Origin of the sequence: uncultured Lactobacillus sp. (assembly GCF_946477725.1) — a bacterium.
Classification (GTDB): domain Bacteria; phylum Bacillota; class Bacilli; order Lactobacillales; family Lactobacillaceae; genus Lactobacillus.
On the sequence record NZ_CAMKZC010000004.1, the window covers coordinates 41,142 to 56,296 of the forward strand.

General features: G+C 37.1%; 13 protein-coding genes and 1 pseudogene. 7 read left to right on the plus strand and 7 right to left on the minus strand.

The window, feature by feature from the left end:
• Window positions 1-28 precede the first annotated feature (28 nt).
• Together Q0R51_RS03170 and lepA are read left to right on the plus strand one after the other, a co-directional pair.
• Window positions 29-715: a TetR/AcrR family transcriptional regulator gene (locus Q0R51_RS03170; protein WP_294756622.1), complete on the plus strand. Its 687-nt coding sequence runs from the start codon at window positions 29-31 to the stop codon at window positions 713-715.
• A gap of 1 nt (window position 716) precedes the next feature.
• Window positions 717-2,531 carry a translation elongation factor 4 gene (gene lepA / locus Q0R51_RS03175; protein WP_294756624.1) on the plus strand — a complete coding sequence of 605 codons (1,815 nt, stop codon included), beginning with the start codon at window positions 717-719 and terminating at the stop codon, window positions 2,529-2,531.
• Window positions 2,532-2,712: 181 nt separating this feature from the next.
• Here the strand turns inward: lepA and Q0R51_RS03180 are convergent, their stop codons facing one another.
• From Q0R51_RS03180 to Q0R51_RS03190, 3 genes are all read right to left on the minus strand, one after another.
• A complete protein-coding gene (locus tag Q0R51_RS03180; RefSeq protein WP_294756625.1) occupies window positions 2,713-3,477 on the minus strand; it encodes a hypothetical protein in 765 nt (254 codons plus the stop codon).
• Between the two features lie 2 nt (window positions 3,478-3,479).
• Window positions 3,480-4,022 carry a Panacea domain-containing protein gene (locus Q0R51_RS03185; protein ID WP_052724666.1) on the minus strand — a complete coding sequence of 181 codons (543 nt, stop codon included), beginning with the start codon at window positions 4,020-4,022 and terminating at the stop codon, window positions 3,480-3,482.
• 532 nt (window positions 4,023-4,554) lie between these two features.
• On the minus strand, window positions 4,555-5,247 hold the full coding sequence (locus tag Q0R51_RS03190; protein WP_110446606.1) for a 2,3-diphosphoglycerate-dependent phosphoglycerate mutase: 693 nt from the start codon (window positions 5,245-5,247) through the stop codon (window positions 4,555-4,557).
• A gap of 158 nt (window positions 5,248-5,405) precedes the next feature.
• Here Q0R51_RS03190 and Q0R51_RS03195 point away from each other — a divergent pair, with 158 nt between their 5' ends.
• From Q0R51_RS03195 to Q0R51_RS09040, 5 genes are all read left to right on the plus strand, one after another.
• Window positions 5,406-6,203 (plus strand): DUF6612 family protein, encoded by a 798-nt coding sequence (locus Q0R51_RS03195; protein WP_198202608.1) that lies wholly within the window; start codon window positions 5,406-5,408, stop codon window positions 6,201-6,203.
• 341 nt (window positions 6,204-6,544) lie between these two features.
• On the plus strand, window positions 6,545-7,309 hold the full coding sequence (locus Q0R51_RS03200; RefSeq protein WP_294756627.1) for a hypothetical protein: 765 nt from the start codon (window positions 6,545-6,547) through the stop codon (window positions 7,307-7,309).
• Between the two features lie 35 nt (window positions 7,310-7,344).
• Window positions 7,345-8,115: a hypothetical protein gene (locus Q0R51_RS03205; RefSeq protein ID WP_294756629.1), complete on the plus strand. Its 771-nt coding sequence runs from the start codon at window positions 7,345-7,347 to the stop codon at window positions 8,113-8,115.
• A 94-nt stretch (window positions 8,116-8,209) separates the two neighbouring features.
• Entirely contained in the window at window positions 8,210-9,175 is a 966-nt protein-coding gene (locus tag Q0R51_RS03210) for a Gfo/Idh/MocA family protein (protein WP_294756632.1), read from the plus strand.
• A 203-nt stretch (window positions 9,176-9,378) separates the two neighbouring features.
• On the plus strand, window positions 9,379-9,645 hold the full coding sequence (locus Q0R51_RS09040; protein ID WP_367178612.1) for a DUF4573 domain-containing protein: 267 nt from the start codon (window positions 9,379-9,381) through the stop codon (window positions 9,643-9,645).
• Here the strand turns inward: Q0R51_RS09040 and Q0R51_RS09045 are convergent.
• The 4 genes and pseudogenes from Q0R51_RS09045 to Q0R51_RS03230 all read right to left on the minus strand — a co-directional run.
• Window positions 9,624-10,127, minus strand: a pseudogene (locus Q0R51_RS09045) (SLAP domain-containing protein); the annotation flags it as partial. The gene Q0R51_RS09040 and the pseudogene Q0R51_RS09045 sit on opposite strands and share 22 nt — an antisense overlap.
• Window positions 10,128-10,325: 198 nt before the next feature.
• A complete protein-coding gene (locus tag Q0R51_RS03220; protein ID WP_294756635.1) occupies window positions 10,326-11,807 on the minus strand; it encodes an SLAP domain-containing protein in 1,482 nt (493 codons plus the stop codon).
• Between the two features lie 186 nt (window positions 11,808-11,993).
• A complete protein-coding gene (locus Q0R51_RS03225) occupies window positions 11,994-13,823 on the minus strand; it encodes a cation:proton antiporter family protein (protein ID WP_294756637.1) in 1,830 nt (609 codons plus the stop codon).
• A gap of 130 nt (window positions 13,824-13,953) precedes the next feature.
• Window positions 13,954-15,114 (minus strand): SLAP domain-containing protein, encoded by a 1,161-nt coding sequence (locus Q0R51_RS03230; RefSeq protein ID WP_294756640.1) that lies wholly within the window; start codon window positions 15,112-15,114, stop codon window positions 13,954-13,956.
• Window positions 15,115-15,155 lie beyond the last annotated feature (41 nt).

Genomic DNA, 15,155 nt, shown 5'->3' on the forward strand with positions numbered 1-15,155 from the left:
CTGTAAAATGACCGTTGGTCATTATTGAATGAAAGGAGCACAAAATATCATTATGTATGTCTTAACTCCCCAAGAAAAAGCAGCCAAAAAGCAGCTAATTGCGGCGGCTGCTAGTAAATTATTTCAAAAAAATGATTTTAACCAAATATCGATGGCGCAAATTGCGCGTGAATCTGGTGTAGCCAAAGGCACACTATTTAATTATTTTAAAACCAAAGAAAACATCTTTATGTATCTGCTGCTTTCCGGTTATCAAGACTACCTTAAGGAAGTACGCCAGCGTTTTCAAAAAGCTGAAAACATCACTTCTTGGAATGACTTTGCTGCCTTTTTATTAGAACAAAATCACTTGTTAATACGTGAAAGGCCTGATCTGCTGCGGCTTAACGCATTACGGGGACCAATTTTAGAAGCAGCGGCTGACAGAGAACAAACTTTAGCCGGTCGGGAAAAACTATATGAAATAAACCAGCAACTGGGACAGGCGATTGCTGCAAGAATTACACTATTAAGCGTTAAACAGGCCAGTCACCTTTTTATTATTCAAAGCGCCATAATTAGCGGACTCATGAACATGATGAACTTGGACGAATTTCATCATGACCAGTTACCCGTTGATTTTAACGGCTTCCAAATCGACCTCGAACAAGAAGCCAATCAAATAATGTTGTTTTACTTGCAAGGATTGCAACAAAAACTGGAGGGAACTAAATAAAATGAAACTCGCGAACATCAGAAATTTTGCCATAATTGCTCATATTGATCATGGTAAATCAACCTTAGCTGACAGAATTATGGAACAAACTGATACTGTGAGCAAAAGGCAGTTAAGTGACCAATTACTCGACAGCATGGAAGTTGAACAAGCTCACGGAGTAACGGTCAAATCACGATCAGTGCGTAACTTTTATCAAGCTGACAATGGTCAAGAATACGAATACAATCTAATCGATACACCGGGACACGTTGATTTTTCTTACGAAGTCTCTAAAAGCCTCGCCGCCAGCGATGGTGCTATTTTATTAGTGGACGCAACTCAAGGTGTGCAAGCACAAACGGTAGCTAATTTACGTTTAGCTTTAAAACATAACTTGACCATCATTCCGGTTATTAACAAGATTGACAATGCGGCGGCTGACGTTGCGGCAACAGAAGCGCAAATTCGTGCTTTGCGCCCCGAATTCGCAGATGTGGCTATTTTAAAAATTTCTGCTAAAACCGGCGAAAATGTTCACCAGGTATTAGAAGCTATTTATCAAAAAATTCCAGCGCCGCAGGGAAAACCCGCTGCACCTCTTAAAGCCTTAATTTTTGACTCGCAATACGATTCCTATCAGGGAATTATCGCCGATGTCAGACTAATTGACGGCACGTTAAAAAGCCAGCAAAAACTGGAATTAATGCAGGGCGGCAGCACATTTAATGCTCAAGCAGTGGGAATCTTCACGCCAGATATGAAGCCAGTAAAGGAATTAAATGCGGGAGAAGTCGGCTATATTGTGACTGGGATTAAGGATGTTGCCAGCGTTCAGGTTGGCGATACTTTAACCGCTGCAGAAAATCCTACTAAAAATGCTATTCCCCACTTTAAGCCGGCGCAGTCAATGGTTTATGCCGGTTTTTATCCTAAAGGAAATACCAGCTATGAGGCTTTAAAACAGGCTATTAGTAAGCTTGCTCTCAATGATTCAGCCTTTCATTACACCCCGGAACAGTCCGAAGCACTTGATGCCGGCTTTCGTTGCGGCTTTTTGGGTATTTTCCATTTGCAAATAATCCAGGAACGACTGCGCGATGAATATCATGTCGAAGTGTTGACTACTGCGCCGAATGCCACCTACCATGTTTACCTCAAGCAGCCTCAGCCTAAACAGGAATATCTCACTATCACCAATCCGGCAAAATTTCCTGATTTTTCTGAAATTGATTATGTCACTGAATCATACGTTAAGGCCGTAATTACCACGCCCAATGAATACTTGGGTGCCGTCATGAAATTATGCGACCAGCACTTTGGGGAAATGGTAGACTTGGACAATCAACAAGATTTAGTCACATTAACATACAAACTGCCTGTGTCTGAAATTGCCTATGACTTTTTCAACAGTTTAAAGTCAATTACTCATGGCTTTGCGACTCTTGATACGGAATTTTTGGATTATGAACTAGTGGATGTAGTCAAAATTCAAATTCAGATTAATTATGCTTCTGTTGATGCTCTTGACATTATTGTGCCGCGGCAAAAAGCCGATTTGATTGCCCATAAATTAGTTAAAAAATTGAAATATACTGTGCCGCGGCGTTTATACCCCATGCCTGTGCAAGCAATGGTGGAAAACAAGTCAATTGCCAGAGTTGACGTACCGCCTTTGCGTAAAAATGCGGCTGTTAATGGCGAAAAACGGAGTATTTCGAAAAAACAACAACTTTTGCGCAGACAAAGTTTAAATAAAAGGCAAGCCGTTAAAAGTGATATTAAGTTGCCCCAGAGCGTGTTCGATGCCATTTTAAATATTAATGAACCGGATTAGAAAAAATATTTATAAAGCAAAATTAAAAAGCCCCTTTTATTAGACCTACAATCTATCTAATAAGGGGGCACTTTTTGTTTAAACTATTCAAATAAAAGCTCTACTCTAGTTCAGCAATATTCTCCAACTCTATAATCATTAGGTAAGTAGATTTTGACATAAGAGATATTTCTGGTAAAAGTTAGTCTAGCCAGTTTATAAGTTCTTTTTTGATTGCATTTCTGCTTACTTTCTTTTGAAACAATTCTTCTAAGGAGCAATTAAAGTCCTTTACTTTTTTATATTCTATTTCATTTATCTCATCACGAGATTTACCCTTACTGGGAACAGGACAAACCAAATGATGTGGATCAAGCAGAAAAACTATTAACCAACTTTCTTCTTTTTCACTATTGATATTTTCCACATCATATATTGAAAAAGCTCTAAATTTTCCTTTACCTACCCCATCACTAACCTGAGTGTATTCATTAGTGATATAAGATTCATATATCGCATATTTTTTAAAATCAATATTAATGCAGGCACTAAAAATTGTTTTAATTCTCTTTCCATTTTTCAAAGACAAATTAATCAGTCTCAATTTATTATTAACTACTTCAGAATTGCAAAAAATATTTTCAAAGTTAATCCCAATCGAATCATTATAATTCTCCATTGAGCCATAAATATAATTTGTAAATAAAAGATTTGCTATTTTTAGACTGCTTAAACAACAATGTAAAAAAGCTACTTTGGGTTTTATTGATTGGGCATTTAAAGGAAACTCAATTTTTTTGACAGTTGAAGAAAAATCTAAGCCATCAAGGTTAGAGCCACTGTTCACTTTTTGATCATTTGTTAAAAAGCTTAGACCATTAAGCTTTCTATCAGATTGGAACTTCTTATCTTGATTAAAAAAGTTCAAATTGTTAAAAGACTTATTTGAACTTTTATGTTTCTTCATTTTTACTCACCTATATAATTGATATAATCCTGTTTTATTTGGTTACTATCAATTTTACAGTGTTGCTCATTTTCATTATACGCGTCTTTCCAAGCCTTGTCTTTATGAGATCTCTGAACTAAACCGAAATCATTTACTTCATTAATTTGATCTACTAAATTATTAATAAATAATAGAACTTCTCTCTTTTCAGATTCACCAGTAGAAATTTTATCTTGAATTTCGTTTGAATTAAGTTTCTTAATTTTATCGCCTTTATAAGCCGCATACACTTTATTTATGACCGGACCGTATCTCCATGCTTCAAAGTCAGGCTCAAACAGCTCTGGAGGGTAAGCACCATCTTGCAGATCAAACTCGCTTTGATCATCAGTACTGTACTGAATATTGCCGTATGTAGCTGAATAAAATGCCCACAAAAAATACAAGGTCTTTTGAATTTTCAGCGGTGTAGGATTATCTAGTCTATATTCTAAATACCCAGCTAAATCTATTACGTTGTCAAAAACAAATTTTGCTGTTTTTTTACCAGCAGTTTTAGTCATATGTATGCACCCTCTCCCCTTTAGTAAAACCAAGAAATCTAGATTTCTTGGTTTTACTATAACACTATTTTGCCCGAAATTAGTGTGATTTAGGCAAATTTATACAAAACTTACGTTCTGTCCGTATTTTAAAAAACAATTCAAAAAAATTGCCATATATTTAGACAAAACATTAAGTAAATCAATTTAAACCTAACAGCATTTTATGCTACTGTGTTAAAGAAATAGAGAACAAATAATTAAAGAAGTTATCTTTGGATATTATGATAAAAAGAGTTTAGTAAATTTTTACATGGCTTACCTGACAAAAAGGCTACAAAGGCTTATAGAAAAGATATTCAAAAGAGGAATAAAAATGAAAACTGAAACAGAAAAAATGCTTGCTAAATTAACAAAAGACGATCCAAAATTAAAAGAATATGCTGAACAATATGGTCGGCAACTTGACGCTTCTGTCAAAATTGACAAATAAACTGCAGCCACAAAAAATTCCTAACCACGAAGGCTAGGAATTTTATTTTTTAACTTATAATTAGTCGTCTAACTTCTCTTTGTTAGTGACATTCAACTTGTCATCAAAGGTGTAAACTACAGGTTCACCGGTCTTCATTTCCAAGTTCATAATATCAGCGTCAGAAATGTTTTCGATGTATTTAGTCAAAGCACGAAGTGAATTACCGTGAGCGGCAATAATGACATTCTTACCAGCCAACAGGTCTGGTGCAATATGATCTTCCCAGAATGGCATAACTCTCTTTAAGCAAACCTTTAAGTTCTCAGTCCGAGGAATAATGTGGGGATCAAGATCAGCGTAACGACGATCGTGAACTTGACTGTATTTAGAGTCATCCTCAATCTTTGGTGGTAAAACATCGTATGAACGACGCCAAATGTGGACTTGTTCATCACCGTACTTGTCAGCAGTAGCCTTCTTGTTTAAGCCTTGCAAACCACCGTAGTGACGCTCGTTTAATCTCCAGGTCTTAGTTTCGGGAACCCAAAGTTGGTCGCTTTCTTCCAAGGCATAGTGCAAAGTCTTAATGGCACGAGTTAAAACTGAAGTATAAGCTTGATCAAATTTCAAGCCGTGTTCCTTAATTAACTTACCTGCATTCTTGGCTTCTTCAACGCCTTTTTCTGATAAATCTACATCAATCCAACCAGTAAATTTATTTTCAAGGTTCCATTCACTTTGTCCGTGACGAATCAAAACTAATTTTGACATGAAATATCTCCTTTGCAAATTAAATGTTTCACTTACTATTTTACACATTTACATTTTGTTTTCATAGGTTTTAGGGTTAAAAATCGTTTTTTAAATTCAAGTTTTAAGATACAATAGAAATAATAATGATTATAAGAAAAGAGATTATCTAACTAGTTATGAAAATTAAAAAACTAATGCTGGGCCTAAGCTTAATGGCAGCTTTAATTGCTGGTGGTTGCTCGAAGCCAAAAAAGCAAAGCGAACCAATTTTAACTAAAAGCCAAGTAATCAAATGTTCACAGAAATCTTTTAAGAGTGGGCAGGCAAAGCAGGTTATAACTTTGGGTACTGATACTTCGAACCAAGTTGTTGCCACTACTGCCCTCTTTGGAGGCAATCCCACCGTTTTTCAACTTAATTCCCAAACACAGGCTAAAGGCAAAACCCAGTCAGCACAAGAGTGGGTTGATAATTCCAATCATATCTATATTAATGGTGAAAGCAATTGGTACAAGAGCGACTTCAACAAATTAACCGGTCATTCATACGTTGATTTATTGGACTCCATAGTCAACAACCCCATGTTAATGGATCCGCCAGCGGCTCTTACAAAAGCTTATAAAATGACACGTAAGGGGCAAACATATACTCTAGACGCAACAGTTAAAGACCAAAAGACCATAAAGAAGGCGCTTGATCCCATTTTTATCACTAATAATCAAAGCTCAAAGCAACAAACGATTTACCGTAAAATAGCCAAAATAGGTAAGATTCAAGGTATGACCGCAAAGCTAGTGGTTAAAAATAAGAAGCTTTATACGTTTCAATACTTAGTTAAAATTAAAGTAAACAAATTAATGCGCTTCAGTGCTGGTCAAAGTTATGGTAACATTGGCAGCAGAGACTTTTTAAAGATTCCTAATAATGCACTTAACGCCAAGCCATTACCTGAAACGAGTAAAAAGAAGAAATAACTATTATTAATGTGAATCCTAAAATCAGCATAGTTTATGGGGTTCTAGTTAAGGTCTTACTTCCGCTACTAAGCAGAAGGTAGTCCTTTTAATTTAGAAAAAATGCCGAATAATGAAATGAGTCCTGCAAATTAAGCAACTTGCGGGACTCTTTTTATGACCGGATTATCTAAAAATCAAGCTCTACCACCGATGGCAACAGGATTATTCAGACTTTTATTTGACCAAGACCTGTTGGGCAGACTAATATATATAACTTTAATAAAAATTTAACTAAAAAAGGTATACAAAAGTTTTTTTTAATATAAAATATAGTTATCTTAAAAAAGGAGATGTTACCAATGAAATTTAAGAAAATTATTTCGGCTTTGCTGTTATCCATCACCTTAGTTGGAGGTGGGTTATTTCATGCCCAGTCAGTAGAAGCAGCCTTAAACAAAAAGCAGGCCATTGCGATTATTGCAAAGGATGAACAAAATCCCACTAGTTTGCAAATGGAACAAACAACAACGACCAAATATAGGAAAAAGACTACAACTACCACAGAACAATCCGTTTTTAATAGTCAAAAGGGGTTATTTCACATCATCAGCACAACAAAAACTGGAAAGAAAACTGAAACTACTGAGCAATGGGTAGATTTAGACAGCAAGCGCCTTTATTCTAAGCAAAAAGGCCAATGGCAGTACGATACCTTACCAGACTTTTTGATTACAGAACTAAATAAACTAAAAAATAGTAAAGCGCTTAAGAAATATAATAAGAGTATTTACCAGGAAATGGGCAAGAACGCCAAAATCACCAATAATAATGAAACTTACACGGTTAAAGGTAAAGTTAGCGGTAAGAAATTATTACGAAGTACTTTAGGGATGCTAGGTCAAGCAAATACAAAATCCTTACTAAAGAGTTTTAAATTTAGCAATTGCAAGTTTGTTTACACCATTAAGGACCAAAAAGTTGTAAGTACCTGTGTTAGCCTTAAAGCAAGTTTCGCCAAAACTATGCATGTTCGAGTAAAGCAAAGTAAGAGCAATTTTGGTGACTTTAACAACTTACAATTACCCGATGAGGTTAAAAACGCACCGGCTAATCCGTTAAAATAATATAAAGTGTTTTTAATAATTAAGAGGTATTAATCATGAAATTTAAGAAATTAATTTCTGCTGTTTTATTATCTGCCGCCCTTGTTGGCGGTGGTTTGACCCATGCCAAACCAGTTGACGCGGCTTTAAATAAAAAGCAGGCTATTGCGATTGTTAACAATAAAAAGGCGGAACCAACTAGTGGCCAATACGTTTTCACCACTAAGATTAAAAGTGGTAAGCAAAAACTGGGTTTTGATGCACATGGTGCCTTCACTACCAAGCCTCAGCTAGTGCAATCTATTACTACCGTCAACGCTGGCAAAAACAAAGGTAAAGTAGAACAATGGGTTGATCTGACTTCTAACCGCCTTTACACTAAAGTCGATGGCAAATGGCAATATACAACTCTCGAAGACAGTGAAACTACTCAGCCGGACATGCAAAAATATGAAAGCACAATTAAGAAATTTACCAAGAGTGTTAAACATGATTTCAACAAGAATGCCCGTCTTAGTCATAAAAAAGGTGTTTATACTCTCAAAAGTAGCGTCAGCATGACTAAAGCAGCCAAACTTTTAAACCAGATTTTTAAAGATTATAAGGTAGACACCAAGTCTTTCAAAAAACACGTTAAACTCAGCAAATGCTACGTTACTTTCACTTTGAAAGACGAAGAAGTAACAGACTATGCTGTTTCCTTTAAGATGAATTATGATAAAAAGACACCTGCATCGTTCAAACTTAAAATGTTTGGCTTTGGTAGTTCTGACTCTTTAGCTCTACCTGACGAAGTCAAAAATGCGACCGCGGCTACAACTAAATAATCTAAAATGATAGGGTTCTCCAGATCTATTCGATGAGATAAAATAAGGGTGTTAACACTTTTAAATATTTTCACCAGTAAAACGGAGGTCCAAAATGAAATTAGGTATTATTGGCAGTGGCAAAATTGTCCATGATTTTTTAACCACTGCTGCTAAAATTAAAAATTTGGAACTAGCAGCAATTTCTACGACTAAGCGCAGTCGGCATATCGCTGAAGATTTAGCCAAGCAGTATGGTATTAGAGAGGTCTTTGCGGATAACAATCAGTTGTGCAATGACGACAACGTAGACACCGTTTATGTCGCCGTACCTAACTTTTTGCATTATGACGTTGTTAAAAAAGCCGTTCTGGCTGGCAAAAATGTTATTTGTGAAAAGCCCTATGTTGAAACCGTTGCTCAAGCTCAAGAACTTAAAAAAATAGCTGATGATCATAATGTAATTATTGTTGAAGCTATTACCAATATTCATCTGCCAAATTATAAGGAAATCAAACGAAAATTAACCAAAATAGCGCCTATTCATATCATCTCTCTGAACTATACACAGTACTCTAGCCGCTATGATGATTTCTTGCAGGGTAAGATTGCTCCCGTTTTTGATCCGGCAAAAGATGGTGGCACCTTAATGGATTTAAATATTTACAATATTCATTTAGCCGTCGGTCTTTTTGGCAAACCGGAAAAGGTGCAATATTACCCAGTGATCCAACAGCATATTGATACTTCCGGTATACTTAACTTAGTTTACCCAGATAAGCAAGCTGTTTTGATTGCTTCAAAGGACAGCTATACAACGCCAAGATCCTTTATTGAAGGTGAAAAAGGCACTATCTATTTTGATGGGTCAACAGGTGTAATCAAAAACTTTACCATTGAACGAAGAAATGGTGAAAACAGTGAATTCAACTTTAATCAATTTGATCATCGGATGGCGAGTGAATTTACAGACTTTGTTAAAATTATTGACAATCACGACACTGTCGCAGCTGACAAATTGTATGATCATAGCATAGCCGTGATGTCTGTTCTAGCTCAAGCAAAAGAATCGGTCAAATAAATAAAATTAAAAGCGCAGTTACCTCTCATTTAGAGCAACTGCGTTTTTGAATATGAAAAGAGACCTAAAAGTCCTGTAATACATTTTAGTATTTATCAGGGATACCATTTAGGTCTTTTTTGCTAGTAATATTAAATATTATTTACTTTGAAGGAGTAGTATTAGCGGATGAACTGCTAGAACCAGTTGAACCAGCTGAGCCAGTGGAGCCATTAGAACCAGTTGAGCTGGTTGAACCGTTAGAACTGGTTGAGCCGGTTGAACCGTTAGAACTAGTCGAGCCAGTGGAGCCATTAGAACTAGTCGAGCCGGTTGAACCGTTAGAACCAGTTGAACCAGTTGAACCAGTGGAGCCATTAGAACTAGTTGAGCCGGTTGAACCGTTAGAACCTGTTGAGCTAATTGGCGTAACCTCTGTATTGTCTTTAGCTAAAGCACTTACTTTAATGTATCCAGCTGAAGTTGAGTAATACTTCTTACCCTTAATTTTAACAGTACCACCATAAACGGTAACTTTTTGGCCTTTACGAACTTTACTCTTCTTTAAAGCTTTACCACTTCTGGTTACCAAAACAGTGTTTTTAACTACTTGAACAGTTTTACCATCAACATTAACGGCTTTAATATATTGGTTTTTGCCAATCTTATAGTAAACCTTGCCTTTAACGGTCTTTTTGCCAAGAACACTAACTTTTTGGCCAACCTTAACTGTTACCTTAGTCTTAACTAACTTCTTGCCTTTTTGCTTGTAAACAGCAGAATTTGCACCAACTTTTTTAGTTTTATTAGCTTTTTTAGCAGCACTAACTTCAGTTGGAGTACTACCTAAAGCATTGACAGGCAATTGATTTACGCCAACTGCTAACAATGTTGCACCAGCTACAGAAACTATCATTTTTCTATAAAAACTATTTTTACTCATATTGAGCCTTCCTTTTTCCATTGACAACATTTTGACGTACTTAGTTAAAAATTAAGAACGCTATAACTCCTTTTGAGTTACATGGCTTATATTCTAGCACTATGAAAAAAGAATATAAATATTAATAAGTTAATTCTTTAACTTTATTTATAAGTCAGACTAAAAATGATAACACTGTTACTATAAATAATTTGCTTTGCCAGTAACTGAAACATCACTGTTATATTATCATGGCATCACAGCTACGGCCGAATAAACAGTAGTTTTCTCAAAGGCTGCTCCTAGGCCAATTGTTCTAGCAGCCGGATTAAGCAATACCTCCCGATATTTCCCATCTCTAGTTATATTATTGTTAAGGTATTCGTAAAGAATGCTGCTGGCAACCTCTTCAGTTGATCCACCATCAAGTGCAAGTTCTAGCATGTTTGTAGTGCGATTAATAGTCCACTCCCACGAAAAACTGGCAATACATTCTCCCAATATGGGATAATCAATGCCCTTTTCTTGAAAAGCTTTTTGTAAAATAGACCTTCCAGATTTATCATAAAGTCCAAAATTCTTGATTAAATCATGGGCACGTTCTTGAACAATCTTGTCATAAGTAGGGTCTGCTGTTAATTTGGTTAAGCCCCGACTAACCCGCTCCTGATTAAGTTCCCTTAAAAAGACTTGCCTAAATTTACTAGGTGAAAATTCATTTGTGTGAGAATCTGAAACATTCTCACTAGCAGCACTAGGATCTGGTAAATTAGCGGAGGCTGTATCCTGTGCTGCATCATCAGAGGTATTCGGCTGATCGGGATTCACCTTATCTTCTGGTGTTTTAGATTCAGAGGTATTTTTATCATTAGTTTCAGTTGCTTCCGAAATTACATTAGCACCGTGTGCATCTGCAAGATTATCCGCATTATGTGGATTTTGTGCAGTATTGCTATCATTAGTGCTTTCAGACTTATCAGAATTCTCTGCCCCATTTGCATTTGATGCACTATTAATATGGTTATTATTAGTTTCACCCTGAGTAGTCTTATTCACATTAGGAGTAAAACTATTGCTTGGCATATTATTCAAGCCGTAACCATTAAATACCAAAGTATTGGCAGTTTGCGTCTTATTATAATCAATACTTTTTGCCATTTCGTTAGTAATATTTACTGCAGGCGACAGAGTTTTAATCACCTGCTTAGGTGATTTCGCCGCTGAATTTATCTGGGCTAACACACTCCTTTTGATGTAACCGTGGCTAGTGGCGTAGCATTTCTTGCCCTTAATTACTTTTAATGCGCCAAAAATCCTGATTTTTTGTCCTTTGTGAATTGCTTTTACTTTTTTGCCATTTCGAGTATAAAGTACCGTATCTTTGGTTACTTGATAAATTTTGCCTTGAATGTTAACGGCTTTAACAAATTTATTTTTACCAATGCGATAAAACAGTTTACCCTTAACAGTTTTTTGGCCATAAATACGTACTTTTTGACCCGCCTTGATGATTTTCTTGGATTTAACCAGCTTTTGGCCCTTGCGGACATAGACAGCGGAATTGGTTCCCACCCTTTTTATTCTTCTAGTTCGACTACTTTTCTTAGCCGCACTTACTTTTTCCGGCATAGCATTTAAGACACTCGGCGGCGCTTGCTTTAAAAACCCTGTCAGTAAAGTCACAGTGGTCAAAGAAACGATCACTTTCTTGCAAAGATTATTTTTACTCATATCTAAACCTTTCAATATTTAAAAATGAAAATTATTATAACTATACAGGAGTATATTTTAACTGAGAATTAAAATATGCTGACAGTCACTTCTTAATTTTTGTATTATTTTCTAACTCAGAAAAATTCTCAATTAAAAAAGACTGATTTTCAAAATCAGTCCTTTGTTAGTCAGTCTAATTAGTAATTATTTTTTGCCGATAACCTGGCGCATACGATCGGCCGCCTGATATTTTGCGGTGAAAATCAGTTCATCACCTAATTCAATGACAGTATGACCGTGCGGCACCAGCCACTCTTGCCCCCGGCGAATACGGCTGACGGTGATGTCATGAGCCACGTCCCAGTCCATCAGTTGCCGACCCGAGTACTGCGTATTACGGACAACAACAGAGTAAACAGCATTTTTAGTATCACTCAAGACACTATAGAGAGCGGGCGATTCGATTAGTGCCCGTAAAAGTGCGGAAGTAATATTACTCAAGTCAAAGACTTCCATACCGCTCTTGCGCAATTCCTTGACCCTGGCAATATCCGCACGCTTTTGACAAATAATAATGCGCTTGAAGTCACCCTGCTCTTGTGCCAGCTGCCCCAGCCGCAAATTAGTATCGTCAGACCTCATGGCCGCAACGAAAATATCACCAGTAAAGGCACCAGATTGTGCCAGGCTCTCATTATCCAATTGAGATAATAATTTTAGCTGTGGCACGCGGCTTTTATAAATATGATAGTGTTCGTTACTGGTAGTATACATCTTAACTGAATACCAGTTATCATGCAGGTCAAGCATTACGGGGACAGTCAAGGCATTCGTGCCCAAAATCACGACTTTTTCCTTAATGCGATCTTCTGCTTTCAATTCAAAAATGGCGTTAAATAAAATTGGGCACAGAATGCAGACGATCACAGCAGCCAGGATAAAAACATCTGATTGCAGCCGTGTAATGACATTTAATTTACGTGCTACTGCTAAAGTCGGAAGCACTATAGTAATGGTAGTTGCAGTTAAAAAGCCCCCGGCAATACCATTTCTGCTGCCGAATTTTTGTGCGTAAACCAAAGCAACGGGTACTTTAGCCAAGAACAGAAACAAGATTAATATTGGTAATAAAATCAGTGATTTTGGGTGAGCCAAAAGTGACCTTAAATTAAGTTTTACTCCCGTCATGATAAAGAAAATAGGAATAAAGAAACCATAGCCGATTGAGGTTAACTTATCCGCTGTTTCCTGACTGGGTTCCAGCAACTTCATAACAATGCCGGCTAAAAACGCCCCCAGGATGTTTTCTACTCCTACTCTCTCTGCTACCGTAACCAAAGCAAATATTAGAAAGAAAGCTAAACGGACATCTAACTGAGTGGTTGATTTTGTCACTTTTACAAACCACAAGTAGGGCTGCTTAAAGCGCCACAATAATAGAATAGCAACGCCAAAGAGCAGGATAATCAGCCACAACTGCTTAGTGTTACCGCCATTAATGGCTGCATAAACCGTTAAGAGCATTAAGGGAATTACTTCCCCTAAAACTGCAGTTAGTAAAATTGTCTGTCCGATGGGTCTGTTTAAAATATCCTTTTCCTTCAAGGTAGCAATTACCACGCCCAAAGCAACAGTCATAAAAATGATGGTTGCCAGCATGACGTCCCCAAATAAACCCAACACTTTTAACAATAATGCTAAGCAAATAGACAAAATTGTCACACCTAAAAAGGCGTTAAGTGCCACTTTAAAAGGGACAATCTGACCCTTTTTTCTTTTGGCTTTCTGCCCCGGCTTTAGCAAGTCAAAGTTAATTTCCATCCCTGACAAAAACAACAACAAGATCACGCCTAAATTTGACAGAAAAGACAGGTCATGAGTCGGCCGGACGAGATTGAAACCACTTGCCCCTAATACAATACCAATAATAATTTCTGCAACTGCAGTCGGAACCGCATTAACTTTTAAACGCGCCATTAATATAGGCACTACCAGTGCAAATAAAACGACTAAGAATAAAGACAACTGTGCCACAAGGAATGCCCCCTCATTTATTCTTAGTCGATTATACAAGAAATTGCCAAATGAAGAAAATAATACGGGTAAGAAATAACAAAATGACCCCCAAACTTGGGGGCCATATCATAACCTGTTTCTTTACTTGCTACTTAAAATTAGCTGCTTTGACAAAGCGGTTGGTATCAATTGGGTAGTACATATTGCCACCAATATTGATGCGGCCGCCATAAGTACGAACAGAAGTACCACGTAAAAGTTTTGCATTATCACTGCGAATTCCGGTAGTGTCATAAACATAAGCATTATGAGTTAAAATTCGCTTAGTGCCAACAATGTTGCTGGCAACAACGTATTCATTTTCACCAATTTGCAAGTACTTTTTACCGTTAATAACTTTCTCTTGCGCTACAGTCACCACTGTACCTGCAGTTTTCAGTGCAGCGGTGGTGCGATTACCCTGGGCATCATAAGTATAGGCATCGTGCATTAAAGTCTTGTTGCCAGTCGGTGCTTGAGAAACGGGGTCAGGGTCAGAATCAGTATTAGAATCAGAAACCACCGGATCATTTGAGCCAACGCTATTATCGGGCACTGTGGTATTAGAAGTTTCAGCCGCCTGCATGTCATAATAATATTTGAGCAGGGAGAAAAAGTCATTCATCGAATAGCCCCATTTTTGGAAATAGCCATCCGGATCGGTATGATTGGTACCACCTAAAAAGCGCGATACAGCGTGATGTGACCAAATAGTTCCCTTGCCAGTATTTGAAGCATTCACCGGCGTAATGTTATAGCGGTGCAATAACTTAGCGGCATAGATAGCATCATTATTGACGCTTTTAGCAAATTTATTGCGCGTATTTTCCCGGCACAGTTCAATTTGAATAAAGCGATTGTTGGCAATTGCGCCCGCACCCCAAACGCCATAGTTGGGCGTCATCATTTGAATAACTTGCTTACTGTCGACAAAAGCGTGAACGTAGGAATACATATTCATCCATTCACGGTTGAAGTAAATGGCTTCATTATAAGCGGAAGCTCCAGGGGTAGCAGTCTCATGGATGACAATACCCTCAGGTGTTCCTTTTCGATACTTGATTTTATTGCCTTTAGCATAAAATTTGTTATACTTAATATTCTGTGTCTGCAACATTTGATACAAAAATGTCTCGCCAACATAGCTGTTTTGTTTTGCGATTGAATTAATTGAGGCAGCTTCAACTACCTGTGTGTGATTAACATTAAAAATAGGTGCAACTAAACCTACTCCGATAGCAATAGTAGTTATTAGTTTCTTTATCTTCATCTAAATTTTCATTCCTTATTTCTGCTTTTTATCGTTTGACC